Annotated in this window: 29 protein-coding genes; 14 read left to right on the top strand and 15 right to left on the bottom strand. The window is 59.3% G+C overall.

The window, feature by feature from the left end; all coding sequences use genetic code 11:
* Positions 1-127: 127 nt before the first annotated feature.
* From CT676_RS39125 to CT676_RS45695, 4 genes are all read right to left on the bottom strand, one after another.
* Positions 128-316 carry a hypothetical protein gene (locus CT676_RS39125; RefSeq protein ID WP_135216858.1) on the bottom strand — a complete coding sequence of 63 codons (189 nt, stop codon included), beginning with the start codon at positions 314-316 and terminating at the stop codon, positions 128-130.
* The gene (locus tag CT676_RS39120; RefSeq protein WP_028159891.1) at positions 313-1,032 is read right to left on the bottom strand and encodes an SOS response-associated peptidase family protein; all 720 of its coding nucleotides are present in this window, start codon (positions 1,030-1,032) and stop codon (positions 313-315) included. The genes CT676_RS39125 and CT676_RS39120 overlap by 4 nt, the downstream gene beginning before the upstream one ends.
* 262 nt (positions 1,033-1,294) lie before the next feature.
* Positions 1,295-2,323: an IS110 family transposase gene (locus CT676_RS39115; RefSeq protein WP_135216857.1), complete on the bottom strand. Its 1,029-nt coding sequence runs from the start codon at positions 2,321-2,323 to the stop codon at positions 1,295-1,297.
* A 470-nt stretch (positions 2,324-2,793) separates the two neighbouring features.
* Positions 2,794-3,339, bottom strand: coding sequence for a hypothetical protein (locus CT676_RS45695; RefSeq protein WP_244623447.1), 546 nt, complete (start codon positions 3,337-3,339; stop codon positions 2,794-2,796).
* A gap of 529 nt (positions 3,340-3,868) precedes the next feature.
* Here CT676_RS45695 and CT676_RS39100 point away from each other — a divergent pair.
* From CT676_RS39100 to CT676_RS39090, 3 genes are all read left to right on the top strand, one after another.
* The gene (locus tag CT676_RS39100; protein ID WP_028159889.1) at positions 3,869-4,213 is read left to right on the top strand and encodes a hypothetical protein; all 345 of its coding nucleotides are present in this window, start codon (positions 3,869-3,871) and stop codon (positions 4,211-4,213) included.
* Between the two features lie 228 nt (positions 4,214-4,441).
* Positions 4,442-4,801, top strand: coding sequence for a hypothetical protein (locus CT676_RS39095; RefSeq protein WP_028159888.1), 360 nt, complete (start codon positions 4,442-4,444; stop codon positions 4,799-4,801).
* Positions 4,802-5,068: 267 nt separating this feature from the next.
* Complete coding sequence (locus CT676_RS39090) at positions 5,069-5,263, top strand: hypothetical protein (RefSeq protein ID WP_028159887.1); 195 nt, start codon at positions 5,069-5,071, stop codon at positions 5,261-5,263.
* Positions 5,264-5,469: 206 nt separating this feature from the next.
* Here the strand turns inward: CT676_RS39090 and CT676_RS39085 are convergent, their stop codons facing one another.
* The 4 genes from CT676_RS39085 to CT676_RS39070 all read right to left on the bottom strand — a co-directional run bounded on the left by CT676_RS39085 (position 5,470) and on the right by CT676_RS39070 (position 8,486).
* Entirely contained in the window at positions 5,470-5,970 is a 501-nt protein-coding gene (locus CT676_RS39085; RefSeq protein WP_135216856.1) for a hypothetical protein, read from the bottom strand.
* Positions 5,971-5,983: 13 nt separating this feature from the next.
* Positions 5,984-6,358, bottom strand: coding sequence for a nuclear transport factor 2 family protein (locus CT676_RS39080; RefSeq protein ID WP_049826475.1), 375 nt, complete (start codon positions 6,356-6,358; stop codon positions 5,984-5,986).
* 131 nt (positions 6,359-6,489) lie between these two features.
* Complete coding sequence (locus CT676_RS39075) at positions 6,490-7,878, bottom strand: site-specific integrase (protein WP_049826474.1); 1,389 nt, start codon at positions 7,876-7,878, stop codon at positions 6,490-6,492.
* 179 nt (positions 7,879-8,057) lie between these two features.
* Positions 8,058-8,486: a hypothetical protein gene (locus CT676_RS39070; RefSeq protein WP_135216854.1), complete on the bottom strand. Its 429-nt coding sequence runs from the start codon at positions 8,484-8,486 to the stop codon at positions 8,058-8,060.
* An 829-nt stretch (positions 8,487-9,315) separates the two neighbouring features.
* On the opposite strand from CT676_RS39070, the gene CT676_RS39065 reads away from it, so the two are divergent.
* Positions 9,316-9,582, top strand: a complete 267-nt coding sequence (locus CT676_RS39065) for a metal-sensing transcriptional repressor (protein WP_135216853.1) — start codon at positions 9,316-9,318, stop codon at positions 9,580-9,582.
* A gap of 51 nt (positions 9,583-9,633) precedes the next feature.
* Here CT676_RS39065 and CT676_RS39060 read toward each other — a convergent pair whose 3' ends face one another.
* The 6 genes from CT676_RS39060 to CT676_RS39035 all read right to left on the bottom strand — a co-directional run bounded on the left by CT676_RS39060 (position 9,634) and on the right by CT676_RS39035 (position 14,395).
* Positions 9,634-10,071, bottom strand: coding sequence for a site-2 protease family protein (locus tag CT676_RS39060; protein WP_080669664.1), 438 nt, complete (start codon positions 10,069-10,071; stop codon positions 9,634-9,636).
* 12 nt (positions 10,072-10,083) lie between these two features.
* Positions 10,084-10,581, bottom strand: a complete 498-nt coding sequence (locus tag CT676_RS39055) for a flavin reductase family protein (RefSeq protein WP_080669672.1) — start codon at positions 10,579-10,581, stop codon at positions 10,084-10,086.
* Between the two features lie 101 nt (positions 10,582-10,682).
* The gene (locus CT676_RS39050; protein ID WP_167768310.1) at positions 10,683-12,194 is read right to left on the bottom strand and encodes a 4-hydroxyphenylacetate 3-hydroxylase N-terminal domain-containing protein; all 1,512 of its coding nucleotides are present in this window, start codon (positions 12,192-12,194) and stop codon (positions 10,683-10,685) included.
* A gap of 75 nt (positions 12,195-12,269) precedes the next feature.
* Positions 12,270-12,908: a MarR family winged helix-turn-helix transcriptional regulator gene (locus tag CT676_RS39045; RefSeq protein ID WP_135216851.1), complete on the bottom strand. Its 639-nt coding sequence runs from the start codon at positions 12,906-12,908 to the stop codon at positions 12,270-12,272.
* A 37-nt stretch (positions 12,909-12,945) separates the two neighbouring features.
* The gene (locus tag CT676_RS39040; RefSeq protein WP_135216850.1) at positions 12,946-13,710 is read right to left on the bottom strand and encodes a hypothetical protein; all 765 of its coding nucleotides are present in this window, start codon (positions 13,708-13,710) and stop codon (positions 12,946-12,948) included.
* On the bottom strand, positions 13,700-14,395 hold the full coding sequence (locus CT676_RS39035) for an isochorismatase family protein (RefSeq protein WP_244623445.1): 696 nt from the start codon (positions 14,393-14,395) through the stop codon (positions 13,700-13,702). The genes CT676_RS39040 and CT676_RS39035 overlap by 11 nt, the downstream gene beginning before the upstream one ends.
* Positions 14,396-14,479: 84 nt before the next feature.
* Here CT676_RS39035 and CT676_RS39030 point away from each other — a divergent pair, with 84 nt between their 5' ends.
* The 6 genes from CT676_RS39030 to CT676_RS39005 all read left to right on the top strand — a co-directional run bounded on the left by CT676_RS39030 (position 14,480) and on the right by CT676_RS39005 (position 19,936).
* Positions 14,480-15,439, top strand: a complete 960-nt coding sequence (locus CT676_RS39030; RefSeq protein WP_135216849.1) for a polysaccharide deacetylase family protein — start codon at positions 14,480-14,482, stop codon at positions 15,437-15,439.
* Positions 15,440-15,512: 73 nt separating this feature from the next.
* Positions 15,513-16,385, top strand: coding sequence for a branched-chain amino acid ABC transporter permease (locus CT676_RS39025; protein ID WP_135216848.1), 873 nt, complete (start codon positions 15,513-15,515; stop codon positions 16,383-16,385).
* On the top strand, positions 16,385-17,236 hold the full coding sequence (locus tag CT676_RS39020; protein ID WP_135216847.1) for a branched-chain amino acid ABC transporter permease: 852 nt from the start codon (positions 16,385-16,387) through the stop codon (positions 17,234-17,236). Before CT676_RS39025 ends, CT676_RS39020 begins: the two co-directional genes overlap by 1 nt.
* Complete coding sequence (locus tag CT676_RS39015; RefSeq protein WP_135216846.1) at positions 17,233-17,994, top strand: ABC transporter ATP-binding protein; 762 nt, start codon at positions 17,233-17,235, stop codon at positions 17,992-17,994. The genes CT676_RS39020 and CT676_RS39015 overlap by 4 nt, the downstream gene beginning before the upstream one ends.
* A complete protein-coding gene (locus tag CT676_RS39010; protein ID WP_049826472.1) occupies positions 17,991-18,764 on the top strand; it encodes an ABC transporter ATP-binding protein in 774 nt (257 codons plus the stop codon). The genes CT676_RS39015 and CT676_RS39010 overlap by 4 nt, the downstream gene beginning before the upstream one ends.
* Complete coding sequence (locus CT676_RS39005; RefSeq protein WP_135216845.1) at positions 18,761-19,936, top strand: ABC transporter substrate-binding protein; 1,176 nt, start codon at positions 18,761-18,763, stop codon at positions 19,934-19,936. Before CT676_RS39010 ends, CT676_RS39005 begins: the two co-directional genes overlap by 4 nt.
* A gap of 47 nt (positions 19,937-19,983) precedes the next feature.
* Here the strand turns inward: CT676_RS39005 and CT676_RS39000 are convergent, their stop codons facing one another.
* Positions 19,984-21,048 carry an alcohol dehydrogenase gene (locus tag CT676_RS39000; protein WP_028159876.1) on the bottom strand — a complete coding sequence of 355 codons (1,065 nt, stop codon included), beginning with the start codon at positions 21,046-21,048 and terminating at the stop codon, positions 19,984-19,986.
* 185 nt (positions 21,049-21,233) lie between these two features.
* On the opposite strand from CT676_RS39000, the gene CT676_RS38995 reads away from it, so the two are divergent.
* The 4 genes from CT676_RS38995 (at position 21,234) to CT676_RS38980 (ending at position 25,049) form a co-directional block, all read left to right on the top strand.
* The gene (locus CT676_RS38995; protein WP_063984059.1) at positions 21,234-22,757 is read left to right on the top strand and encodes an aldehyde dehydrogenase family protein; all 1,524 of its coding nucleotides are present in this window, start codon (positions 21,234-21,236) and stop codon (positions 22,755-22,757) included.
* A gap of 162 nt (positions 22,758-22,919) precedes the next feature.
* Positions 22,920-23,648: an autoinducer binding domain-containing protein gene (locus tag CT676_RS38990; protein WP_028159874.1), complete on the top strand. Its 729-nt coding sequence runs from the start codon at positions 22,920-22,922 to the stop codon at positions 23,646-23,648.
* Positions 23,649-23,839: 191 nt separating this feature from the next.
* A complete protein-coding gene (locus CT676_RS38985; RefSeq protein WP_049826471.1) occupies positions 23,840-24,478 on the top strand; it encodes an acyl-homoserine-lactone synthase in 639 nt (212 codons plus the stop codon).
* A gap of 34 nt (positions 24,479-24,512) precedes the next feature.
* The gene (locus CT676_RS38980) at positions 24,513-25,049 is read left to right on the top strand and encodes a hypothetical protein (RefSeq protein ID WP_135216844.1); all 537 of its coding nucleotides are present in this window, start codon (positions 24,513-24,515) and stop codon (positions 25,047-25,049) included.
* Positions 25,050-25,377 lie beyond the last annotated feature (328 nt).

Here is a 25,377-nt window from a genome sequence, read left to right as displayed (position 1 = left end):
CGCACACAGCGGTTTCTCTCTGTGAGACGTCCAGCCCGACGTACTGCTTCATGGGAGCTCCTTCGAATCATTTGATTGCGAGGGCTCAACGATAACGGACCTTGTCTGCCACGAGCGCCGACCGCAATTACGTCATCGTCTGTAAATTTGCCCCCTCATCGGCGTCCAAATTTTGGACGCCGATCCCCCGGCTTAGGGGGTCAATATTGCAGGCCGAATGACAGTCGTTGATCACCTGGACGCCTGCGGCAAGCTCGAGCAGCTTTCGTGCGGCGGCTTCCGGTTCGGCGTAGGAGCGGACTTCAGTGTGTTTCATGTTGCGGCCTGATCTTCTTTCACGCCACGTGCCACGATTCGCAACGCTTGGGCTGCAAGCGGACGTTGAAGTTCTTTGGCTTCTTCCCAAGGCGCGTTCAACCAGGTGTCAACTTCACCCGGCATCGTCAAAATAACGGGCATCGCTTTCGGGTGGATGGCTTCTACTTCAGGGTTTGGCTTGGTGGTTAGAAATTCATAGAGGTCGTTGGTCGTCTCGCCTTCCTTGACCTTTCGCACCGAGGTCCAGTTTGCCCAGATGCCGGCGAAGCAGGCGAGGGGACGGGTTTCGCCGAGCGCGAACCAGATCTCGCCGCCTTCGGCTTTGTTAAACTCGCTGAAGCTTGTGAACGGCACCAGACAGCGATTGTTCGGCCCGAGCCAGCGCTTCCAGTGGCTACTGCTTGTGTTGCGGATGTTGGTCGTGCCGCTGTCCGGCTCCATCCGGAGCAACTCCTTGAAGTCCACCGTTTTGCCCTTGGCCTCGAGTTTCTCGGCACGTTTCTTCGTTGCGTCCATAAGAGCCTTCGAGGACGAAGGCATTCCCCATCGCGCCATGACAATCTCGCGTCCGTCTGGAGCATTGCGGACGATGGGGGCAGGGTAGTCGGGAAAAATGCCGGGCATGCTCGGCAGATTGCCGACGCGGCTATTTAACGCTCCGAACAATTGACGGATCGCATCGACGTTCTTGGTGATCGAGTAGAGATTGCAGATGTGGACGGCCCCCACTTGTCAGGATGTTAGCAGACTTCTGACCTGATCGCTTGCTATCAGATGTCCGGCCTGTTTGCGCGGACAAGGTCCGCTGGCCGAGATGGTGTTCGCTACGCACGCTCCAAGCACATAGGCGACATCGATGATGCCAGTGTAATCTACGGAAGCTCGCGCGTATCGACCGATCGGTCCTTCCATCTACTGCGTCCTGCAAGTTCGTGGGCTATCCGCTGAGCAACCTCGCTCGCGGCGCCGATTCAGATCAAATAGGCATAGCGGCTACCGGCCGGTTGTACACTCCGCCCGATATCATCAAGCGCCAAGCGATGCGGGCGAACTTGTTAGCCAACGCCACCGCGACCAACTTCGGCGGTTTTCGCTCCAGCAGCGAAGCGAGCCAGGGTGTGGGCTTATGACGACCCTTTCGGATATGCCTCAGCAGCGCGGTCGCACCGACGATTAACGTCGATCGGAGCGCTGAATCTCCGGCCTTTGTGATGCCGCCATGTCTTTGCCGGCCTCCAGTTGAATGATCCTTGGGCGTCAGTCCGAGCCAAGCCGCAAAGTCACGGCCTGATCTGAACGTCTCTGGCGGCGGTGCCTTCATGCTTAGCATGGAAGACCCAATCGGACCGACGCCGGGAATCGTCGCAATACGCCTGCTGACGTCATCCTCGCGGTGCCACATCATCAGCTTGGCCTCAATCTTTGCCAGACGAGCTTGGACCGCGGCATACTCTTCCGCCTGAAGGCGAAAGAGGTCTCGCGCCATTTCCGGCAAGCTGTCATCCTCGAGCACCCGCTTGATGAGTGCCGTGACGTTCTGCCGGCCGGCGGGGCCGACGATGCCAAACTCAGCTGCATAGCTCCTAAAAGCATTGGAGAGCTGCGACTTCACGCTGACCAAGCGTTCCCGCACGGTCATCAACATGCAGGCCGCTTGCCGTTCCTTCGACTTCACCGGTACAAACCGCATACTCGGCCGGGTGACCGCCTCGCACAATGCCTCGGCGTCGGCCGCGTCGTTCTTACCGCGCTTTACGTAAGCCTTCACGTACTGAGGTGGGATCAGCTTCACCTCGTGACCGAACGACTGCAGCAGGCGCGCCCAATGATGCGAGCTGCCGCAGGACTCGATGGCGACGAGAACCGGTGGAAGCCGCTCGAAGTAGCGGATCATCTCGGCTCGCCGGAACTGGCGACGGACAACCACCACCTCGTTCTCGTCAACACCGTGAAGCTGGAAAACCGACTTAGAAGTATCCATGCCGATGCAAACAGGAAGATTCATCAGACTTTCCTCTCATCTAGCTGTGACGCCGAGAGCGCCATAGAACCGTGGGGATGAGAGGCCGTCCACACCAGCACATCGTCACGTCTCGGGAGGAGCAGGGCGAGGGCGGTGTGCGAATCGCAGCAGCTTTACGGAAGGGCGTCGTCCCGCCTTAGCAGATTTGTTGCAGCGGAGCCTGCCAGCCAGGTCATGGACAAAGGTGGTGGAGGCGTGCGGCAACGCAGTGAGATCAACGTCGCGTCCAGTCTTGCAGCGGATCGGCTCCTGTGTGAGTTCGTTTAACGATTGTGCGCTAGCGGGATCAATGATGGGCATCGGCGGCTGACGGGTCGTTTCTGCTAAGCTACCTGGCGCACCACCGGAGAAAAACAGCAAGCGCAAGTATGACAACTGGCGTCGATCCAACGACGTGACCCCTGCCACGAAGACACCTTCATCCGTTTCCTTCGGTCGCGACGCGCGTGATTTTAGGCGCGTCCGCTCCGTGTGTGCACGATGATCTTGATCTTCTCGTAGGTTGCCTTGGCCAGCACGGTTCCAACGGTTCGGTTCAGTTCCTTGGCGATCAGCGTGAGTGGCATTGTAGCCGCCAGCGACCTGAGCTTCTCCACCTCTTGCTCAGTCCATTCCTCTTTCCATCTTGGCATTAGTCGGACAATCCCTTCAGGCACCCGAATTGCGCCAATTATGTTTGAAAACCTGGTCTGCCACATTGGTTCCAGTGACTTCACCAGCGGCAATAGGCTTTCCGTTTTCGGTACGCCGGATGGCACAATCTGCACATGCAAACGATGGTAATACAGCCTAATATTGCTGTCGCCTCCGCTGTCCTTGCTCCCTAATCGGCGACGGAGATGTGACGGCTCTGGCGCTCTTTGAGACGCCAGCCAGCCCCAGCCATGCGCCGGAGCCGTTTTTTTAAAAATTCCACGCCTGGAAATCGGGCGAACCCGCGATTTGATCGGGGTATTTTCAAACCCGATCCTCGCCGCGCCAGCCGACCTGCGCGGCATCGCAAATCTCCCGACAGCGATTCCGGCGTTCGCTTCCCAACGGGTTTCTGAAAAATCGGTTGGATCCGCCGCGCAAATTGCCGTTGGCAAACCATCGCAATCGTCAATCCCCTCCAATCGGCCTTGACGCCGCATCGCCTCGGCTTGATCGTTTCTTCAACCGGAGTCGGCCGTCGTCGGTGTGCAGCCGGGCGAGCTTCGCGGCACACCGGCTTCCACCGACCAACACGGGGAGAGGTCGGATGGCGCGAAAAGAGATCGTCAGCCGCTCCCGAGCCCGTTGTCACGGGGACCGCCGAACGCCTAAGAGAGCAAGCGAAGCAGCTCCCGCACGGCCCTGAGCGGGAAACCCGCTTCCGCAAAGCCAGACAGGCCGAGACCGGCTCGAACATGAGCGATTGGCTGAGATCACCCTCGGCTGCAGCCGCCAAATTAAGACAGCTCTAATTGACCTCCACGCAACGAAGCCAGAAGCCCACGGCTGCCGCATGGGAGACAAACCGCTATTATTTTAGCGTCGGAGGCATGAATGCGCGACCCGAACACTGTAGCGCGGATCGTCACCGCTTTGAGAGCAGTCCATGGCGACGACATCGCACGGGTCATGTTGAAGGACGGTTTATCGTTGGCCGTCTTGATCGACGCATTATTGCTTTCGCCAATGAAAAACCACGATGCGGTCAAGCTGATTACACGGGTGCTTAACCTCGGAGATTTTGTCATCACGCCGGACTTCGGTCCTGTCTGGACTCTCAAATATTTCTATGACCGGCCCAAGTCCCTGCACGTTGTCGACGTCGGTGTCGTGACGCGGGACTACGGAGCGATTGCCAGTACCGATATTCACTTGCGATTGATGATAGATGGCAGCTGACAAGCCGGATCGCGCCGGTCGTCTTTTGGCTGAACCGGGAAACCGATCAGGTATGCGTCCGACGGACTTGCTACGCTGGGCCGCACCTATGTGTGCACTTCTGCTCAGTGTGGCTCGATCTAAAATGGTAGTCTCTGACGCTACACTAGTCGATGCGATCACTGCGCATTTGAGTGAAATATGCCTCGAAAACGGGCTGACCCATCTTGGCTCACACAACCGCAACGATTGGCGCTGCGCGCCGTTGCCGATGGTGAGGTCATCGGCATCTTTGATCCGCACCTAAAAGGCCTCACCTGCCATGCCATCAGAGCCAATACGCTCTGGAACCTCTGGCGATCCGGGCTGATCAAGCGCGGTGCCGAGCATGGAATTCGGCAGGTCATGGTCCTCACCCCAAAGGGACATGCCGAACTGGCGATAGTTTCTCCTTCTCCGCTGTGCGCCCCGCCGAAGAGCGAAGGCATCGCTGAACGCAGCGAACAGGCGCTGGCAGCAGCCAAGGTGCGCAGCGTCAAGCTCGGTGGTGCCGAGACTCCGCGCGAGAGCGGGCCGCCTCAGCCCCCACCGAGCCCCTGCGTTCTATAGTTACGCCGCTAGCCCTGAACTTCCACCGGATCGGAAACCGTCCCGGTGACGGTCAACCGTGGGTCCGAATCCGATCCATCTAACGTCGACCGCCCATGGCACAAACTGCACTGTCCAAAAGCGACCGTCGTGATTGAATAGCATCGTGCGCTTCACCGGACCTTATTCACCGGACCTAGATGCCCCCAGCCCCCAGTCGGCGGAGTGCGCAAGGGCCGGGCGCGCCACAGTCATTCGTTTGCCTGGGCCTTCTTGAGAATTTGACGGATGAACGCCGACGACGAGCGCCAGCGCGGGATGGAATTGGGACGGCGATGGGCGGAACACGCCTCGGCTCACGAGCTTGCCACCATGGTTAGCGGCTCGTTCGAGGACCTCGCCCAGATTTTGGCGCCCGACGCATCCGACCAGTTCGTCGGCGGCTTTCGCGATGGGGGCCTGCACGTTTGGCGCGGGGCGTAGTGGCTCTCAGGGGCGATCCTATGGGGCCGGTAGGCGTCAAGATTGAATTTGTACGAGCCTTGCACAGACACGCCGTAACGCTCGGAAGCGAACTTCATCGGGCTGCGACGCCGGGTCGGTGAAGCCGATGACCGTCTGTTGTTAAACGAAGGCCGGCACCTTTGGGAAAGCCACGAAACAATGCTCTCGGTACAGTACAAAACCCATCAATTCATGCGCGGCGGCCACGCGAGGTTCAACTTCCCCCCATAGTACGCCGTTGAACCGTCATATCGCTCGAAGCCGCCTACGATCTTCGCGCTACATGCGCCGATACGTTCGCCCAGCGCCTCTCGATACTGTAAAGCCATTTCTTGCGACAGATACCCGACCGTGGTCGATTCGACTTCGATCCGCACGGCGTCAGGATCAAGGGCGTTGTCATCCTCCGGCACCAACGTAGCCGCGACCTTGGCGTCGTCGTCCTCTCCACCGTTCTCCTGATGAAGCACCCGAAGAGCGTCTTGATAGTGCGACTCACCAACCACCGGGACGATCCAGCCGCGTCCCGGCGCAAGGCGAATGCTTGTCCGTTCAAGGCTGAATAGCCTTCTCAAGAACCCCATTTCATCCCCAACAAGGCTGTGTATATAGAGATTGACGACACACTGGGCCTGCCGGTCAAAATAACTTACAGAAACTGCCGACAGCCGCATCTCTGCGATCACGCGGCTCACTGTCTCAGTTGACGGAGCTTCGGGCGGCCGCCCGAGCCATAGGTGCGCAGCTTGTGTAGATGATCTTGTTTGAGGCACCGAATCGAAAATAAACGCGAACCGGCTTGCCTTCGTAATTTTGATAGTCGATTTGAACGCCGTGGCCCGTCAGGCTCACGTCGTCCAGCGAAAATGAGAGTACTCGCTTCGTTTCGAGCTTAGGTGACCAGTAGGCAGCGATTGCTTCTCGCCCAGTCAGGCTAACGCCTTCGCAGGCGCATTCAAGCACCGCTCGCTCATCATACAGATCGAGCAGCGCGTTGACGTCTCCACGCCGGCAGGCGTCGAGCCAGTCTACAACTGTGGCAACAGGGTCAAAGTCATCCCTAGAAATAGGCATGGAGGTTCCATCATCAGCCGCGCCGCTCCCGGCGCGGGACTTAGATGGACTGTAATGAATGCTGCTTGAACGCATTCCCGCAGAACTACGGGTTGAAGCCCGCCTGATCGAGGCTCATGCGGGGCGATAGATCAGGCCGCAACGTGAAGTCCGATATTGGCGTCTTTTGTCGATGTCTGCCCGCCGACGATCCGGCTCAGCTCGGCCGCGACGCCGTCCAGCACCGCGCGCTTTTCCTTCATCCGCTTGGAGTGATTGTACACTTTGCCGGTGACGGTCGGCACGATCTGTTCGGCCTTCTTGCTCGCGGCGTGGTCGAGGCACTTCGCAATCCATGCGTCGTCGAAGCCGAGGTCGCCGGCCAGCGTCGCTGCCGTCCGGCGCAGGTCGTGCGGCGTGAACGGCTTGAGGCCGAGCAGGGCGCAGATGCCGGGCACCTTGCCCTTGCGGTTGTCGCCGCGCAGCGCGTCCGCCATGGCCTTCCGATGCAGCGGCTGATCGCCGAGCGGGGAGGCGAAGACGTATTGCTTGTTTGATCCCCGCAGGGCTTCCTTGATGATCTCGACCGCGAGATCGGATAGCGGCTGCTGGATCACCCGCCGCTTCTTGACCCGCTTGAGGGGGACGTCGAAGCGCGGATGCTCGCCGTCGAGGTCAAACAGCTCATCCCGATGCGCACCGAGCAGTTCGCGCGACCGCAGCATGGTGATCAGCTCGAATTTGAGAGCGAGGCGGGTCCGGCGGTCCCAAGGTAAGTCTGCGCGGTCGAGACCATGCCAGAAGATCCTGATCTCGTCCTCGGACAGGACCCGCGTGCGGGGATGCTCGGGGTCGAGCTTCGGCAGGTTCACGCAGGGGCTGGCGGTCACGTAGTCGCGGCCTGCTTCCGCCGCCCAGTTGAACAGGCCGGAGGCAGCCTTGCGCATGTGGCGTGCATTGCTGACCGAGGGCCTGCCGAACTTGCCTGCGACGATGTCGTTCGACAGCGTCGCGATGTCGTGCTTGGTGACCTCCATGGCCAATTTCTTGCCGAGACGGGGCCGGATGAGGCGATCGAGGTGGCTTGCCGTGTTCTCCCAGCTCTCCAGCCGGGGCCGCATTTCGCCGTCCGGCTTCTTGACCGGCGTCTTCATCCAGGTGATTCGCTCGTCGATGATCTCGGCGACGGTCTTGCCGCGCTTGGCCGTCGCGGTCTTCTGGTCGCGGAAGGTCTCGGCGAGCGCCTCGCCGCCCATGGACTTGAGGCCGTAGACCTTGCTACGGGCGTCCTCGACCGTGAAGGTCTCAGCATTGTAGACGCCAAGCCAGCCGGTGCGTTGCTTGCCGGTCTCCCGGTCGGTGAACTTGAACGAGAAGGTCGCCACCCCTGCCGTGGTGATGCTGACGTACAGACCAGGGCACTTACGGTCGTAGAGCTTAGTCCGTTTGGCAACGCGTTTCTCGCACATGCGGTCGGTCAGAATGGCGCTGCTATTGCGGCCCCGCTTGCCGGCGGGGGAGGGGGTGATGTTACTATCCATGTGGTTTCGGCTCCTAAGGCTTGGGACCAAAGGGCTCGGCCTTGGGGCTTTCAGTTTGTCGTGCGGACGCTGAAAGGCTTAGGGCCGGGCCCTTATTTTGGTGAAGCCCGCTGAAACGGCCCGCATCAGGGTAGTCGAAAAGCGCTTGTTTTATAGGGTTTTCTTAGTTTCGGCGTGTTTCACCGAATACCAAAATATAGACGTGTGGTCCTGGCCGTCGTTGCAAGCTCTTGCGGAGGCGACAATCGCGTCAACCGGTTGAAGGGGGTCGGTGAGCGTTCATGTGCGACGACGTCGCGCGGACCGGTGAACGTGGAGTCTGCCTCGATGCCGAGCACGACACGGTTTGCGAGTTGGCGATTGTTGCCAAGCTGGTAGCCGCCGGAGAGGCCGGTCGCGCTGGACGGCAGGATCATTCCCTGCTCGGGCAGCGGGTAGGTGCCGGGCCCAAAGCTCGCATCGCCGTAGCCGAAATGGCCGCCGACATAGAAGCCGGTCCAGCCGTAGAGGGTCTTCGCCGTTCGTGCCTTCAGCGGCAGATCGGCGGCATGCGGCTGGGGGCATCCCAAGCCCGTGAGTACGCTTCCAATGGCAAGAAATCGCTTCATTCCAAACCTCCGTGCATCGGCAGCCGCCGATCACTGCTTGCGCCGCTGTCCCAAAGCGAGCCAGGCGCCTAGTCGTCCCAGCCAGCGTGTTCCGGACAGGACCGCTCGAAGACCTTGATGGGAAATCCGTCGCTGACCGTGGAGGATCATGGCGCAATGCAGAGTTCGGCTGGCCATCCGAAGGATGGCCGCCGCCACTAGGCGTCGCAGTCGTGCGAAAAGTGCCTTGAACATCGGGCTCACCATCGGCGACGGCTTACGCGCCAGATCCAATCCAGGATGTCTGAAGCGGCTCAGACGCCGACCATTGGCGCGGCAATCCTGGTGCCACGGTCATCTCCTCGGACCAATGGCAGACCAGTCCATCGTCGTCCGTCGACCAGCGGCAGAAAAGCCGCGGGCGGATCGATCGGCCAACGTTGTGGACGCGTAGATTGTCGTTGGCGGGAAAGGGACCGCTTGCTCTGCGCGCAAAGCGGCAAAGTCCGCGCAACTGAATTCGTGCGATTACCTTCAACATCGCTCACCTCCACCTCCGCATGACGCGGCAGGTCAGTGAGCGGAACGAGACCGCCTATTTGCGGCCGTAATTCCTATCGCTGCCGCCGCTTTCGCGGACGCTTATGTTCTGCGGCTGCGTTGCTCCTTCGGGGAGCGCGGCGCCATAGGTGGTACTGCCCATAGCTCTTCGTCTGGTTGTGATCCGTCGGGAACGGAATGTTCCAGACGGTGACTGGCCCAATATGCCTGCGATCGCGTGGAGTCAAGCACATCATTCTATCCTCCTGGGAGGATATGACGTATCCTCCCTGGGAGGATAGGAGACGCCATGAAAGATCATGCTCACAGCTCGATTTCCCGCCGCCTGAAACGCGCACACGGCCATCTCGAAACGATCATAGAGATGATCGAACAGGAGCGCCCTTGCGCCCAGATCGCCCAACAATTGCAGGCGGTGGAAGGAGCGATCGAGAACGCCAAAAAGATGCTGGTCCACGATCATCTCAGTCATAGTCTTGAACGATCCTTCCCCACCGCGGGGTCGAAGGGCAGGGCGACGCTCAAGGAGTTCAAGCTGCTGGCGAAATACCTCTGAGGCCGTTGACCGATCCTTCGCAACGTGAACTCCCCATGCGGGCCTCATCGGCTATTTGAGCGCGACAACGAAGAGAGCACTCGCTATTTCGCTGCCGGTTTTCCCAAGGTTAGGAGCGGCGAAGTCTGGATCCCAAGCATGGGTGACCAGCAACAGGGCGCACGCGAACGCTACGTTTGAGAACGGCCCCGCGATTAGAATGGCTGCACGCCGTGGAATCGAGAGGCGACCGATTGAGGGGCGAGTGTTCGGCTTTGTTGGCTTGAGAGACTCGGGTCCGTCATAGAAGCCGCACGTTGACCGAACAGGCAGAACCCTGAAGGCCAAAATCGCGCCTGATCCATCGGAAAGTCGACCGATCGTTGGACCCAGTCCAATAGTCACGACCACTGCATTGATGCCGAAGGCGCGGGCAGCAAGCAGATGGCCAAGCTCATAGACGACCAGGGCGCAGTAGCCGCCAATAGCAAGCAAAGGGATCTGCCACATGCTGATCGCCTTCTACGCGCATTGGTCTTTTTGAAGTGACCAATAACGGCCTCTCTGAAAGACCAGGGGGTGTCGTGAAGTTCTCGGGCTTTCGTGAATGGCGAGCACCCGAGAGATGAAGAGTTCGTGGTCCCCGCCGTCGTGTCGGGCATATTGTTCGCACTCCAGCGCGACCAGCACGTCGGGAAGGAGTGGGGTACCGAACTGTCCGTCGGTCGCAGATATGTCGTCCCATTTGCCGGATTTTGCGCGCGCAAAGCGATCGGACAGATGGCCCTGCTCTTCGCCGAGTACGTTTATGGCGTACCGACGGCATAACCGCCATTTCACCAGGCTCGCCGCTTCGAGGTGAATGCTGAAGGCTACGAGAGGAGGGGTTAGCGATACCGAGTTAAACGAACTCATGGTCATGCCCAGTCGCTCGCCCTCGTCGGTCGTTGCGGTTACAACGATGACTCCGGTCGGGAAGTAGCCAAGCGCATCACGGAACTGTCGATTGTTGAAAGTCATGGCTATGTGCTCTCTCAGTCGGCTGCAGGTGTCTACGCTTGGCAAGCGTGGCTCGTATCTTGCTTCGAATCGCCTTGAGGACGTGGCAGATCAGGCTCCTGCTATTCAGCAGGGATCGCGGCTTCGATTTGCTGGGTATGGTGAAATGACGCGCTGTTCGCGGGCAGATCGTAGCTAGCCATCAGCTTGTCGACGGTCTGATCAAGCGATGCCCAGGGTGCGAGCCTCATGCTATGGGCCCGAACGAGGAATGGCGGCCCCGCATAGAAGTTCTCATATTGAACGTGTCGGGCGCCGAACTCCGAGGCCAGTAGATCCCAGGCCAGCTTGTAGAGCTTCATCCGATCCAGCGCGCTCTCATGCTCAGTCGACCAATAAGTCTCAAAAAGAGCGTTCATTTGATCGTTTCCGACGATTGAGATGTCGGCTGGCATCTGGAAGATTGTGCCGCCCATCAACTCTCTTACGGTCGCGCAGATCAGCCCATAATTGTCCTGGCACCAGCTGAGAGCGGCGTAGATGTAACGCTGATTGACCACGACATACCCGTCGCCAACGGGCTGATGATCGGCGACCTGGCCAGCGATCAAGCCGGCGATCGTCGCCTCCATGGCCGCAAGTTTTCCGAGTGTCTCCTGAACGGCGGGAATTCCGCGGACGCCGGCAGATTTTGCAATCTTGTTCGCAAGCCCGACGATCAATTGAAGTTTTGCCCAGAAGCGTACGTTCGATTGATGGTTTCCGAAGTAGTGCCCACCCGTTTCCATGTAGATCGCGCGACTGAGGTCGACGTTTCCGATCGTGAAGACGCGTGACCATGGGACTTTCACGTTGTCGCAGACGAGCATGCAATCGCTCTCGTCAAAGCGAGAGGAGAGGGGGTAGTCGAATGTGTTCGGTGCGGCCTGCTCCATCGATCGTCGTGACCAGAGCGATAGTCCCGGCGCATTGGCCGGTACCGCACAGGTCACGGCTTCCTTGATCCGGTCAGGGGCTAGTGGCGTCAGGTTACCGATCCAGATCTCGTCGCAAAACGCGCCTCCGGTCGCGAGTGTCTTCATGCCGTGGAGAGTGATCCCCTCGTCGTCCGTGGCCGAAACATGAAGTGCCGGCGACTTGAAGAACGACGAGCCGGCGTCAGATGAGTAGTTGCGCGCGCCCTGAGGAGGGTGGGTCGCATAGCTGACATAGAGATCGTTGTCGCGGATGTAGGTGTAATAGTCGAGGAGGTATTGTTTGAAGCCATGGTTCGGAACGTCGAACACTTCGGGCCGACAGGTCATCCCGGTAATGAAAGATCCAACGTGATCTGGGGATCGACCGAACAGTCCGTAGCTGGCATCGGCCCACGCTTTGTGCCCGGCCGTGCGGAATTCGAGGTCTTGGCGGCTACGCGGCTGCTTAAAATAGAAACTGTGACGCTGACCGTCTTCCGAGAAGGAAAGTCGATCGAAATGATCCGGATTGCATTTCAGATCGAACAGGCGCGCGAAGCTTTGAGCCGAATTGCGGAAGGCAGGATGGGTGGTCACGTCATCAACGAGGTGGCCACCGAGGTAGATCTTGCGGCCGTCTCTCAGCGATCGAAGATAATTGGCGCCGGTCCGAAGCATTTTCATCTCTCCAAAGTTAGTTAGGTAAACTAAATAAAGAGATGGGGCCTTGGAGTCAAGCAGGCTTCCTTGGGGTTATCGCGCTGCTGTCCGTCGCCGACGCTTGGTCGGCTGGCGCAGCGCAGCCTCACGTTGGTCTGCGGCGACATCGTTCAGGACCGAAATCGCGCTCTCGGCACGAGAGATCAAGACGCTTAGCTCGTTGGAATAGGTGAGGGCGCTATTGCTATCGAGGTGCCCGTAGAGCGCGTCATTGACCATTTGCTGTATGGGCGCAATCGCCGAAAGCGAGGACACGCCCTTATCGGTAAGTTCGAGAAAGCTGACCCGCCTATCCTCTGGATTGACGACCTTGGCCAGATAACCCTGCTCGACGAGGTCGGCGATCTCAACGCTTGCATAGGCGTCCGTCACATGCATCTCGCGCGCTGTCGATCTGACGGTCCATTGCTGCTTATCAGTCAGACGTCCCACGGCCTGCATGAGCACATACTGAAAAGTGGAAAGGCCGACCAGAGAGGCAAATCCGCTACGAACGGTCTCAAGCAGGCTGGAAAGCACGAAATGCTGATGGGTGATCCTCCGCACCAGCATGTCAGTCCCATCGACCATGAGCGTGGCGCGGGAAATCGTCGGCGGTAGTTTGGGGGCGCGAGGCCGGGTGACTGCCGCACCTGGCTTGGCCTTCGATACGCGCTCCCTCGACTTTGTCATCTCAACTGTTCCTCAGAAGGCCGTAGCGTACGAATCGCTATCGTGCCGCCCGCGCGGGCCAATCGTCGATTAGCATGCTTTGGCCCATGCCAACAGGGAGAGCGGCCTTGTGGCCAATCGCCTTGAGGACCGCCCAGCCGAGGCAAAGATTGGAGGAAAGCACCGGCTTGCCTGTGGCGCGGACGATGTCTGGTATGGCCCGCAAGGTCGGGGCGCCAGTGCCGGTCAGGACAATCGCGTCGGCCGAGTGCCAGTCCAGGCGCAGGACCGCTTCGACAACCTTGGAGGCGCGTAGCTTATATATGTTAAGCGTGTCACTGGAGCCGAGGTCAATTCCCCCTTTCGCCGTCAGATCAAAGCCGGCCTGTGACCAGAACGAGAATGATGCCTCCTGCAGCCAGCCCGGGTAGGGTCCAAAGAGGGCAATGCGCCGCGCCCCGAGCTCGGCGAGAGCAAGCTCAATGGCTTCGGCCGAAGAGAGAATAGGGTAGCCGTATAGCCGGGAGAGCTGCTCGAACTCCCGGCGCACCTCGTCATGACCCAGCAGGTAGGTCGTTGCGGTGCAGGCGAAGCCAAAGGCTCCGAGCCTGATTGCGCCAAACCCCTCGAGGCTCTCCCCCAGATTGAACAAATAGTCTGAAAACCTCTTCCGGGCGTCGACGGGATCACCGCGGAGCCGTGTGGTGAGGCTCAGCACGTCCGGTGGCATAAGTGCGGCCATTTCAGGCTCTACGGTCGGATTGGACTGTGGCGGGGCGAAGCCAACAATGCCGCCGGATCCGTACTCAAAATCATTGGACATCGTCGCGCTCCATCAGCTTCTCAAGGGATTTAAGCAGGTCGCTGGTTGGAAGTACGTCAGCGTATTTCTGGGCCATGTCGAACAGGTTCACACCATGAGCGATCGTGCTGCGGTCGTAGACACACTCCTGCGGCACGGCGACGTGAAAATTGTAGGAGAAGGCGTCGACCACGCTGGCGCGGACGCAGCCTGACGTCGTGCAACCCGTCATGATGAGGCTGTCGACCTTGAGGTCCACGAGATGGCTCACCAGAGTGGTGCCAAAGAAGGCGCTGGGGTGTTTCTTCGGTATCAGTATATCGCCGTCGATCGGCGCGACTTCCCGGACAAAGCGGTAGCCGACGGGCGGAATCGTCATGATCGAGGGGACTTTTGCCGCAAGCCGGCCGCCGTCCTGCAGGACCTTCGGCGCGACATGTGGAAAGAGGACGGGCCAACGTTTCCTTCTAAATAGTTCCAGCACTGTGCTGATGTGCTTAACGGCCTGCCATGCGACCTCGCCGCATGACGTCGGATATTCCTCGACCGCTTGCCAAAACGGCAACGGCAACGAGCCGGTCGTTCGATACTGCACGTCGATAATGAGAAGCGCAGGCCTGCGCCCCATGCCCGCCGAGCGGCCGAATCCGGCTGCATCGTAAGCTCGTCGATCTTCGTCAGTGATGATGCCGTCCCACGGTCGCACGTCAGATCTCCTCTATAAAATTAGTTTGCAAAATTAAATATCGTCGGATAGCGTGGCGGTCAATAGAGGAAGCGAGGAGGGCCCATGGCCAAGTTTGATACAAAGATGGATCGTTATCCGTTCGTGCCAATCACGCAGCGGCCGACCTACGATTGGCCCGATGGCAAGAGGCTCGCTGTTTATTTTGCGATCAATATCGAAGCCTTCGAGTTCGGCCGAAACCCTGGACCGGACTTCACGACCATGCCGGCTCCGCCGTTTCATCGCGGCTATGCTTACCGGGACTTTGGTAATCGGGTTGGGATCTGGCGCCTGATCGATCTCTTCAAGGAGTTCGACATTCCGCTCTCGGTGCTCGCCAATACCGCCGTCTACGATGCCTATCCCGAGCTCATGGCTGCGTTTCGACGGCGGGGCGACGAGTTCGTCGGTCACGGTCGCACCAATTCGGAGCGGCAGATCGACATGACCGAGGCTGAGGAACGCGACATGCTGAGAGAGGTTCGGCTCCGCTTCGAAAAGGAAGAGGGGGCGGCGCCGCAGGGGTGGCTCGGACCCTTCATCTCGCAGAGCACGAAAACTCCAGAGCTGCTGGTCGAGCAAGGCTTCGGCTACATGCTCGATTGGTTCTACGACGAGCAGCCGCAGCTGTTCAGAACGGATCTCGGCCCCATTCTCAGCGTGCCGTATCCATCTATGGAGCTGAATGATCTGCCGGCCGTCTTCAATAGAAGGGTCAGCGACGCCGAGTTTGCCGATCTTCTGGTCGATGCTTTCGATCAGCAATTGCAGGACTCCGAGAAATATCCGCTCGTCTTCTCGGCCGCACTCCACACCTTTGTCATGGGCCAGCCGCACCGAACCCGAAAGTTGCGGCGCGCGCTCGGGCACATCGCCTCCCACCGCGACAAGGTCTGGATCGCGACGGCCGGCAAGATAGCCGCTCATGCGCTCTCGCTGCCCAAGGGGACGCTTCTCAGCCCCGAGATCGCAGGGACGAACATTTCGCCTGAGCATTCATCGCATCGCGCAAGCGGCGTCTGATCTCCCGGGAGATGCTCGATATGGTGAAGCGATATCTCGATAAGTCTGCCTCGATCGAAATAACGGAGCGGCCATGATTGCTCAGCAAATTGTTAATGGCCTCATGCTCGGGGGCGTGTACGTGATGGTCGCCGTCGCCTTTACGCTGGCGATCGGTGTTCTCAACTTCCTCAATTTTTCTATTCCTGGCATTTTCATGGTTGCAGGAATGGTTTCGTGGGCCGCGCTGAAGAGCGGCCAGCACTGGTTGCTCGCGTTCGGCTTCGCGCTAATGGCGAGCGCCGTCGTGGGAGTCGCCGTCTATTTCCTGACTTATCGGCCGAGCAGCGACAGCGACCCGGAGGTTCCTCTCGTCAGCTCATTGGGATTCCTGGTTCTCCTCGAGAACCTGATCGTCTTGTGGTTGGGATCTGATCAACAATCCTATCCCGCGATCATTGCGGATTTTAATTTCAGAGCGGGCTCGATCATCGTCGGCGGAGCTCAGTTTCTAAGTCTGGCACTTTCGCTCGCGTTTGTGATCGCACTGTCCCTGTCGTTGCGGTTCACGAACCTCGGGCGTCAGGTCAGGGCGATCGCCGAAAGCCGCCGCACGGCATCGATTCTCGGTGTGAATGTCGGCTCCGTCGTCCCTAGAGTGTTCGTGCTGAGTGCGCTGTTTACAGGCGCCGGTGGCATCCTCTTCGCGATTAGCTACCTGCAGGTGTCCTCGTCCATGGGGGAGAGCATCGGGTTCAAGGGTATCAGCGCAATGATCATCGGCGGCATGGGCAACATCTGGGGAGCGGTCGCTGGCGGCCTGCTGATCGGGCTCGTCGAGATATTGTCGACGCAGTTCCTTGGTGCCGACTTCGTCAATATCGGCGTCTACGGCTTGCTCCTGGCTTTGCTGATCATAAAGCCTGACGGGCTTTTTGGCATCGCTGTCGCCAGGGAGAAGCTCTGATGTCGGGCTATCTGACCGGTCTCATCGTGCTTCTTGCTCTCAACACCATCGCCGCTTATGGCGTCTACCTGCCGATGGCCGCGGGACAGCTCAATCTCGGAATCGCGGGATTCATGGCGATCGGCGCCTACGCCTCTGCATATCTCACCAACGTGTTCGGATGGCCGGCCCTTGCCGCTATAGCGGCTGGCGGGGGGGCAGCGGCAATTCTGGCGTTCGTGGTTGCGATGCCAATCCTTAGGACCCAGGGCATTTATCTGTCCCTTGCAACCTTTGCTTTGGGACAGGTCATCTGCGCGATATTGCTTAATCTGGAAGTTGTCGGCGGTGCCGCCGGCTATCCCGTCTCGACCCACATCGAGGCCTCTACGGTCGTCGCCGTGACAGTGGTAGTCGTCTCGCTCGTATATCTGATGTCGACGACACGAGTGCCGATCTATCTCGCGGCCGTGAAGAATGATCCATTGGTCGCCGACCTCCTGGGCCTGAATGTCAAGGCCCTTGGTGTCGCCGCACTGACGGCTGGCGCGACCATCGCCGGCGTAGGCGGGGCACTATATGCGCACTACTTCAATTACGTCGAGGCGCAGTACTTCGGCGTGATGCTGAGCACCTACACCGTGCTCTACGTACTGCTCGGTGGGACCCAATCGGTTTTGGGGCCTCTCGTCGGTGCCGCGATCTTCACGATTGTACCGGAAGCACTGAGGTCCAGCTCGCAGTGGCGATATGCGATCTTTGCACTTTTCATCATCCTCTTCATGGCCCTGCGCCCGCAAGGGCTGATCACTCGTGGACTGACGCGTCGGCGCGCGCAGGCAGCAGTACAGGGCGGAACAACCGCGTCATGAGCATGCTCCTTTCGATGCAAAATCTATCAAAAGCGTTCGGCGGTCTCGAAGTCGTTCGCGAGCTCTCCTTCGACGTGCCGGAGCGAACAGCAACCGCACTGATCGGTCCCAATGGTGCCGGGAAGACGACCGTCTTCAACCTCATCAGCGGTGTGTACCCGGTCACTTCGGGGAGCATTCGGTTTCGCGGCTCGGATATCGTGAATCTTCCGTCACGCTACCGAATCAAGCGCGGAATCGCTCGCAGCTTTCAGAATATCCGCCTGATCCCCCGTCTGTCAGTGATCGATAATCTGCTCATCGGCCAGCACGTTACACTGACGCGGCCTTTCGATGTGATGCGGCCATTTCGATTGGTTCGGGATCACGAGTGGATCTGCGCGGCCAAGGCCGAGCTTTCGGCGTTCGGTCTAGGTCAGTATGCCGATGAACCCGTAGGTCTGCTCCCTTACGGGATCCGCAAGCGCGTGGATCTCATCCGGGCAACCCTGTCGTCGCCCTCGGTTTTGATGCTCGACGAGCCGGCTGCGGGTCTCAATGCATCGGAAACACGCGAATTGCATAGCCATCTCGATATTCTGAAGGATCGGGGAGTAACCCTTCTCGTGATCGAGCACGACATGCAGTTCATCCGATCGGTCTGCGAGAAAATTGTCGTGCTGAACTTTGGCTGCAAAATCGCAGAAGGATCATTCGACCAGGTGAGGACGGATGAGCAAGTTCGTGAAGCTTATCTTGGGGTGGAGCAGGCGGCATGAGCGGATTGATCCTCGACATTGAGCAAATGTCAGCGTGTTACGGGCGGGTCGAGGCGCTCATCGGTGTTTCGCTGCAAGTCGCGCATGGTGAGATCGTGACCGTTGTCGGTGCGAATGGAGCCGGCAAGAGCACTCTGCTCCATTCAATTCTCGGAATAGTCTCGCCAGCGAATGGCAGGATTACTTTCGCCGGCGCGGACATCACCCGCTGTCCGATTCACCGTCGCATCGACGCCGGGCTCGTTCTGGTGCCGGAGGGCCGTCGGATCCTGGTGTCCATGACGATCGAAGAAAACCTGCTTCTTGGCGCCCATATGCGGCAGGACAAGACTGCTGTACGGCGCGAGATCGATGGCATCTATGATCGGTTTCCAAATCTCGCGCAGCGCCGAAATCATGATGCATCATGCTTGTCTGGTGGGGAACAGCAGATGCTCGCGCTCGGCCGCGCAATGCTGGCGAAGCCGCAACTCCTGATGATGGATGAACCATCCCTCGGCCTGTCACCCTTGTTTGTCTCGAAGCTGTTCGAGCTCATCCGGGAATACAATCGCGAGGGGCTCAGCGTGCTGCTGATTGAGCAGAACACCGCAAATGCTCTGAGGATCGCTCACCGCGCGACAGTGCTGGAATTGGGCCGAGTGGCCCTCGAGGGGAATGCTGCCGCCATCGCTGGCAGCGCTCGCCTTCAGGAAGCCTATCTCGGCGGCGCGGCTCGCGAGGTTACGGAGATCGATCACAAGAGGAAGTCAGCAGGGAGGCGTTCATGAAATACAGAAGAATTCTGGCGGGAATCGCAATTGCAAGCGCGCTTGCGTCGGCGGCGTATGGGCACGAAAGGGAGTTGGTCATCGGGTTGTCGATGGCCAGGACCGGTACGTTCGTAAGTGTGGCGAACGCAAACGAAATTGCCGTCGATATGGCCGTTGACGAGATTAATCGCGCCGGCGGCGTCAACGGATCCGCAATCCAGCTCGTGAAATTCGATACGGCCGGTGACCCCAAGCAATCGGTGCTCGCGGTGGAGCAGTTCGCTCGTGACAACGGGGCCCTTGCCATCGTCGGCCCATTCTCGTCGAGCGAGGCGCGCGTGGCATTTTCGGCCGGAGAACGGCTCGGGATCGTCCAGATGTCGATGTCATCTTCCGCACCTGGAGTAGCGGCCCCATTCAAGTATGCTTTCCGGAATACTGTCGATGAAGGCCTGGTCATCGAGATGGTTCTCAAGGCCATGCGCGCCAAGAATCTCAGCATGGGGACTGCGGCGATTGCTTACGCGACCGACGACGCCGTATCCAAGGCGGTCGGCACCACGGTGCTGCCGGAGGCGCTGATTAAAGTCGAAGTCCCCGTCGGCGGATTCGTCGATTTTCCGTACAAGGCGTTCGACATGTCGGCTCAGGTCTCGAAGCTCGCCCAGCTGAAGCCCGATATCGTCGGCGTTGGGGCTCCCCCCGAGGCCATGATCAATCTGGCCAAGGAGATGAAACGGCAGGGCGTTAGCGCTCGCCTGTTCGCGGGCACGACGGTCGGCGATCCCGACTTGCCGGTCCGGTTTGGAGATGCGGGCGAGGGGACGATCATTGGCTCACCCTTCTATAGCGATCTCAACGATGCCGTCCGGGCCTTTGCAAGGTCGTTTGCGACCCGGGCAGAAGCCGCCAAAATCGGCCGGACGGTGCCAAATCAGACTGATATATCCAGCTACGATATCGTCTACCTCTATGCGGAGGCCATGAAGCGCGCTGGCGTGACGGGCGAGCCGTCCAAAATCGCTGCTGAGCGCACCGCTGTCAGGGACGAACTGCGGAAAATGAAGGATTACCCGGCTCTCGGTGGAAAAATCACATTTCGGGAGAATGGTGACGCGATCAAGCCCATTTACGTACTTGAGGCCAAAGGCGGACACTGGACTCTGTTTGATCAGCGTACCGCAGATTGAACACGGCTGGACGGTGCCGGATCATCGGCACCGTCCAGCCACTGCCATTACGACGGATGATCCGGCACCAGGACAGCTCGTCCGACAACGCGGCCCTCCCTGAGATCGGACAGTGTCTCATGAGCCCGATCAAGCGGCCTGGTCACAATCGGCATTTGGTCCACGCCTGTCCGCACCAGACTCATCAGCTCGATCAGATCTCGTCGGCTACCAACGAATGAGCCGGACACCGTAATGGCCCTTAAGGGCATTGTTGCCAGCGATAGCGTGCGCTCGCCGCCAAAGAGACCGACGATTACATAGATTGCGCCCTTGGCGAGGGTCGCCATGGCGAGATCCCATGAAGCCGGCGATCCGACGAAGTCGATGATCGCATGAATGCCTCCCTGGGCGCTCTCGGCAAGGAGTTTGGCAAAGTCATCTTTCGTAGGATCAAGAGCTGCAATGGCACCTGCTGCCAGCGCCGCACTGCGCTTATCGGGATCAATGTCCGCAACGATCGCGCCGGACCGCCCCATCGCCTTCAACAGAGAAAGGCACATCAGGCCGAGCCCGCCGGCCCCGACAATCAGGATTGGCTTTCCCAGGCGGTCGGGGCCGAGCTTCTTCAGGGCGGAATACGCCGTCAGCCCCGAGCACGCATAGGGCGCAGCCTGCTCCGGCGGGATCGCAGGAATATCGATGAGGTATCGGGGGTGGGGGACCAGGACGTGGTCGGCATAGCCGCCTGGGCGCAATACGCCGAGATATTGCGGAGTCGGACACAGATGCTCGTCGGAGCTCTTGCAGACCTGGCACTCTCCACATCCAAACCAAGGATAGACCAAATAGGTTCTGCCCATTTCAGCGAGACGCATGGCGTCTTCGCCCGCCGCAACCACCGTGCCAACGACCTCGTGGCCCATGGTGTGCGGCAGCTTTTGTCCCCGGTCGGACATCTTCATCATCTTGCCCCCGCCCAGGTCATAGCCGCCTTCCCAGATATGAAGGTCAGTATGGCAAACGCCACAGGCGTTGACCCTGAGAAGGACTTCGTTGCCCTTCGGGACGGGCGTAGATGTTTCGACGCATTCGAGGGGAGCCCGGTATTGGGTGAGCGCGAGACTTTTCAAATGTTCCTCCGTTGTGAGTGAGCCTGAACGACGCCTTGCCCTTTTGCCTTCAGCCGCCGCGCGTCGATCTTCGTGCTTTCGATTTCACCTTTGACGTCGTGATGCGAGTCGCGGTCCGATTGACATCCAGGTGACGCTTCTATAGCAATATAGTTAGGTTGGTTAAATAACTAAATGAGGCTGAGATGTTTGAGAGGGCACTGAAGAATTTCGATATCGGCTTTCTGAATTCCGGGACGTACGCGCATGGCGACGGATGGAGCCCGACCGATGGCAGGATCCCGTTCGATGCGGTCGACCCGGCTCAAGACAAGGTCGTAGCCCAAATCGCTGGCGCCAACGAGCGCGACTACGAGCGCGTCATTCGCTGCGCTCAGGCCGCGCAAACCGAGTGGGCAACCGTTCCTGCTCCGAGGCGAGGAGAACTGGTCGGGCGGATAGGTTCACTTGCTGCAGAGTACCTTGACGACCTTGCAGCGCTCATCGTCCTCGACACAGGCAAGGCGATTGGCGAGGCCAAGGCCGAAATCCGCGAAGTCATCGACATGGCTGCGATGGCGGCGGGTCAATCGCGCATGATGTATGGTTTCGTTCAGCAATCGCAGCGCAGCAAGCACCGAATGTACGATCAATGGCTGCCGCTGGGCGTCGTCGGCGTCATCACAGCCTACAACTTCCCGGCATCGGTCTGGGCCCAGAATGCCTTCCTTGCTGCTATCGGAGGCAATACGGTCATCTGGAAACCTAGTCCAAAAGTGCCACTCACCGCGCTTGGCCTGCAGCAGATCTGCAATATGGCGATGAACGAGCTCGAGCTCGACGGTGTCTTCTCGCTTTTCATGCCCGGCGATAACAGTGTAGCGGAGCTGCTCATCCACGATAAGCGCATCGCTTTGGTATCGTTCACCGGATCAAGTGCCGTTGGCCGGAGGGTTGCAGACGTCGTGGGCAGCACGTTGGGCCGCCGCTACCTGCTCGAATGCTCAGGCAATAACGGATGTATCGTTGACCAGACCGCTGACCTCGCGCTGGCCGCGCGGAGCATCGCCTTCGGTGCCGTCGGCACGACCGGCCAACGCTGCACGAGCACAAGACGCGTCATTGTCCAACGTTCGGTCGCGAAACCTCTGATCGAGCTCTTGAAGCAGGCCTTTGGTCAGATCACGGTCGGCGATCCCAGGGAGGAGGGAACGATTGTCGGCCCCCTGGTGGACCGCGACGCAGTGATGCTTTTTGAAAGGGCCGTTCGAAACGCAAGGGATGCTGGAGGAAAGGTCATCTTTGGTGGAAAGCGTATCGATCGTCCCGGCTACTATGTCGAGCCAACGCTGATTACAGACCTACCTCACGACTTGCCTTCTGTTCAGAAGGAAACCTTTGCTCCGATCCTCTATGTCTTTATCTACGATACGCTTGAGGAGGCCATTCATATCAACAACAGCGTACCTCAGGGGCTCTCGTCAGGCATTCACAGCACGGATCTATCCAATATCGAGCTGTTCCTGTCTGCCGCGGGAAGCGACTGCGGCATCGCAAGGGTCAATATGGGGACGACCGGCGCCGACATCGGCGCTGCGTTTGGCGGCGAGAAGGAGACAGGCGGCGGACGCACTGCTGGCTCGGATGCCTGGAAGGGCTACATGCGAAGACAGAGCGTGTGTGTCAATTGGGGAGGGCTGTCTCCCTGGGATGCCTGCATCCGTCTCTAAATTAGCAAGCCGACTTGGGCTGCGTTGACGTCAAGAATTGGCCTCAAGCCGTCGCGGCTTGAGGCCGTGGCTCGTATGCGCGCAGACCGAGTTTCGGGCTCAAAGAACGATCCCTGAGGGATCAACCGGTCGCGTCAGCGCAACAGTCGGATCCAGCCCATCATGAACTGGACGGAGAACATCTTTCAGGAGTTTATTGACGCCCTTCAGACGGCCATGGACGAGGACGAATTCGAGCGGATTGCCACGCGAGCATCCCATGGTCTCGGCTTTCGCTGGTTTGCCTATCTCAGCATTGTCGACAGCTCGCTGAAACTGATCTCGTCCTACCCGAAATCCTGGACGAGCCGATATCTGCGCCACCGCTATCATCGGCTCGATCCGGTCGTGCTCCGCGCAAGAGCCGAACACGCGATGTTCACCTGGGGAGCATCGTCCGGATCAACCCGTCCAAGAAACCGTGAGCAATCCCGCTTCTTTGAGGAAGCAACGGGATTCGGGATCAAGTCCGGAATAACGGTGCCGATCAGGGCAGGGTTCGGCCGCATGGCGGCCTTTACGGTCGCGACCGATGATGCCCTGATGGAGCCGGACCTCCTGCTTGCGACGTCGAATGACATCGTGCAACTGCTCGGGCTCTATTTCCATACGCATCTGCGTGGGCGAGTCCCCGCGAACCAGACATGGCGGGAGGGCCAGATCCTCAGCCAGCGCGAGCGCCAATGCCTTGCGTGGGCCGCTCTCGGCAAGACAGTGTCCGAGACAGCCGTGCTTGTCGGCGTCACCGCGCGCACAGTGGCATTTCATCTCGAAAACGCACGCCGCAAGCTCGACGCGGTTTCGATCACCCATTGCGTTGCACTGGCGATCCGGCGACGGCTATTGCCCTGACGCAACGAGGCATCTTCAGATCCCTGTGTTGACGCGCCAGCGCGTATCGCAATCCGCTATCTTGTGGAAAATTGACGCTGAGTTGGCTCTCGTTGGCGCAAGCTTCTGTTTGGTTGTGAACCTGTCAGATAACACAGGCGCTGCTTACGCCGCTCTCTGGTCTGGTGGGCTTTCCCTCAACGGAGCTTGCCATGCACGCTGTTACTCTCGATCTTCGTCAAACCGGATCTCAACTCGATCTCTTGGTGCAGATGTTCCGCCTGCGCCGTCGTGTTTTCAGGGATCGTCTGGATTGGACGGTCTCAGTCTCCGGAGATCTGGAGATCGACATCTACGATGCGCTGGCACCGACCTATGTCTTGGTCGTCTCCGACGACTATGACGTCCTGGGGTGTGTGAGGCTGCTTTCGACCACCGGTCCCACCATGCTCGCGGACACGTTTCCAATATTGCTTGGCGACAAAGAGGCGCCGAGGAGCGAGCTCATCCTGGAGAGCTCGCGGTTTTGTGTGGATACCGATCGAGCCGTTGAGCTTGGCCCACACGGAATCAATCGTGCGACGTTCGTACTGTTCGCGGCAATGCTCGAAACGATGCGGGCGAAAGGTGCAAACGCAATCGTGACCGTTACGGATGTGCGGATGGAGCGCATCTTGAGACGCGCCGGCTGGCCGCTGGAAAGGCTGACAGAGCCGCGCAAGCTCGGCCAGACAACCGCGCTTGCGGGATATCTCCGGGACTCCGATTTGGCGCTTGAGGCGATGTACCGCCAAGCAGGGCTCGAAGGGCCCGTCGTGCGCAATCAGCCCGAAGGCCGCAAAGCCGCGTGATCGGGCGCGGCACCGCGCGTCAAGGAGCCCGCTTGTGCTGGCAGACCCCCGCCAGAGTCGCGTTGTCTTGCTAAACCTCGCGCGCGGCAGTACGGCGGGAGTAGCAGAGCGTTTCCCTGTCCGCTGCGGCGGAAGCCTGACGCTGCTCCCGGTCTGTCACGAAATTCTTGGCGCAAAGTCGATCGCAGTCGGCGAATATCTGGCAGACCTGCTGCCGGTGGAGGTCGCGGCTTCGATCGAACACCTCAAGTCCGACGCTCTGTCGCCGTGGCGCGACCCAGGATTTTCCGCTCACTTTGCGGAGGCAGACGTCGGTATCATTTTTCTCGGTGGCGGGTTTCTGGAGGAAGAGGTGCTGATCGCAGCGCTTGAGGGTGCTAAACGGGGTTACGAAATGCGACTACTCTCGGATCTCGCGTTTGCGCGAAGGGAGACGGACCGCCAGTTTGTCGCAGATCGCTTGGCGCACCACGGCATCGTTACCACCACAATTCGCCAAGCCTTGTTCGAATGGGCGGTGGTTCTCGATGATCCGGCGATGACACACAGGATCCGGCAGTTGCTGCCTTGATTGGGCGCCCTCGCAAGCGTTCGCTTGCTGGCCGGGCTCTCGTGAACCGAGCCCTGTCCGGTCTCGGCCTTCCGGCTTCGATCCCTGACGCCAAGGTCCGCGCCAACCGGACGCGTGCGACGTTTGTGCTGAAGAGTATTTTCGAACGATGTGGACCTCGTTCGAACGAGAAACGAGTCGCAGGCAAAATCTGAGCTCACGACCAAACCGCATTAGTATCTGAGCCGAAAACGACGTGTGAAATGCCTTCTGGCAGGGCTGGCCGCAAACAGCCCATTAAGTTGCTCCTAAAGGCGGGGGCGGCGCTCCCGTATTGTCCCGAACCGGA

The sequence above is a fragment of the Bradyrhizobium sp. MOS001 genome (assembly GCF_004634465.1).
Taxonomy (GTDB): domain Bacteria; phylum Pseudomonadota; class Alphaproteobacteria; order Rhizobiales; family Xanthobacteraceae; genus Bradyrhizobium; species Bradyrhizobium barranii.
This window is presented reverse-complemented; position numbering and strand designations above follow the sequence as displayed.

Coding starts and splice junctions, on each gene's coding strand:
- CT676_RS39045 (WP_135216851.1), bottom strand. CDS start 12,908: ATGACAAAGTCGAGGGAGCGCGTATCGAAGGCCAAGCCAGGTGCGGCA.
- CT676_RS39065 (WP_135216853.1), top strand. CDS start 9,316: ATGAAAGATCATGCTCACAGCTCGATTTCCCGCCGCCTGAAACGCGCA.
- CT676_RS39020 (WP_135216847.1), top strand. CDS start 16,385: ATGTCGGGCTATCTGACCGGTCTCATCGTGCTTCTTGCTCTCAACACC.
- CT676_RS39040 (WP_135216850.1), bottom strand. CDS start 13,710: ATGTCCAATGATTTTGAGTACGGATCCGGCGGCATTGTTGGCTTCGCC.
- CT676_RS39015 (WP_135216846.1), top strand. CDS start 17,233: ATGAGCATGCTCCTTTCGATGCAAAATCTATCAAAAGCGTTCGGCGGT.
- CT676_RS38985 (WP_049826471.1), top strand. CDS start 23,840: ATGCACGCTGTTACTCTCGATCTTCGTCAAACCGGATCTCAACTCGAT.
- CT676_RS39080 (WP_049826475.1), bottom strand. CDS start 6,358: ATGCCTATTTCTAGGGATGACTTTGACCCTGTTGCCACAGTTGTAGAC.
- CT676_RS39060 (WP_080669664.1), bottom strand. CDS start 10,071: ATGTGGCAGATCCCTTTGCTTGCTATTGGCGGCTACTGCGCCCTGGTC.
- CT676_RS38990 (WP_028159874.1), top strand. CDS start 22,920: ATGAACTGGACGGAGAACATCTTTCAGGAGTTTATTGACGCCCTTCAG.
- CT676_RS39005 (WP_135216845.1), top strand. CDS start 18,761: ATGAAATACAGAAGAATTCTGGCGGGAATCGCAATTGCAAGCGCGCTT.
- CT676_RS39070 (WP_135216854.1), bottom strand. CDS start 8,486: ATGAAGCGATTTCTTGCCATTGGAAGCGTACTCACGGGCTTGGGATGC.
- CT676_RS39010 (WP_049826472.1), top strand. CDS start 17,991: ATGAGCGGATTGATCCTCGACATTGAGCAAATGTCAGCGTGTTACGGG.
- CT676_RS39050 (WP_167768310.1), bottom strand. CDS start 12,194: ATGCTTCGGACCGGCGCCAATTATCTTCGATCGCTGAGAGACGGCCGC.
- CT676_RS39090 (WP_028159887.1), top strand. CDS start 5,069: ATGAACGCCGACGACGAGCGCCAGCGCGGGATGGAATTGGGACGGCGA.
- CT676_RS39055 (WP_080669672.1), bottom strand. CDS start 10,581: ATGACTTTCAACAATCGACAGTTCCGTGATGCGCTTGGCTACTTCCCG.
- CT676_RS39075 (WP_049826474.1), bottom strand. CDS start 7,878: ATGGATAGTAACATCACCCCCTCCCCCGCCGGCAAGCGGGGCCGCAAT.
- CT676_RS45695 (WP_244623447.1), bottom strand. CDS start 3,339: ATGCCGCGCAGGTCGGCTGGCGCGGCGAGGATCGGGTTTGAAAATACC.
- CT676_RS39100 (WP_028159889.1), top strand. CDS start 3,869: ATGCGCGACCCGAACACTGTAGCGCGGATCGTCACCGCTTTGAGAGCA.
- CT676_RS38995 (WP_063984059.1), top strand. CDS start 21,234: ATGTTTGAGAGGGCACTGAAGAATTTCGATATCGGCTTTCTGAATTCC.
- CT676_RS39115 (WP_135216857.1), bottom strand. CDS start 2,323: ATGAATCTTCCTGTTTGCATCGGCATGGATACTTCTAAGTCGGTTTTC.
- CT676_RS39025 (WP_135216848.1), top strand. CDS start 15,513: ATGATTGCTCAGCAAATTGTTAATGGCCTCATGCTCGGGGGCGTGTAC.
- CT676_RS39125 (WP_135216858.1), bottom strand. CDS start 316: ATGAAACACACTGAAGTCCGCTCCTACGCCGAACCGGAAGCCGCCGCA.
- CT676_RS39030 (WP_135216849.1), top strand. CDS start 14,480: ATGGCCAAGTTTGATACAAAGATGGATCGTTATCCGTTCGTGCCAATC.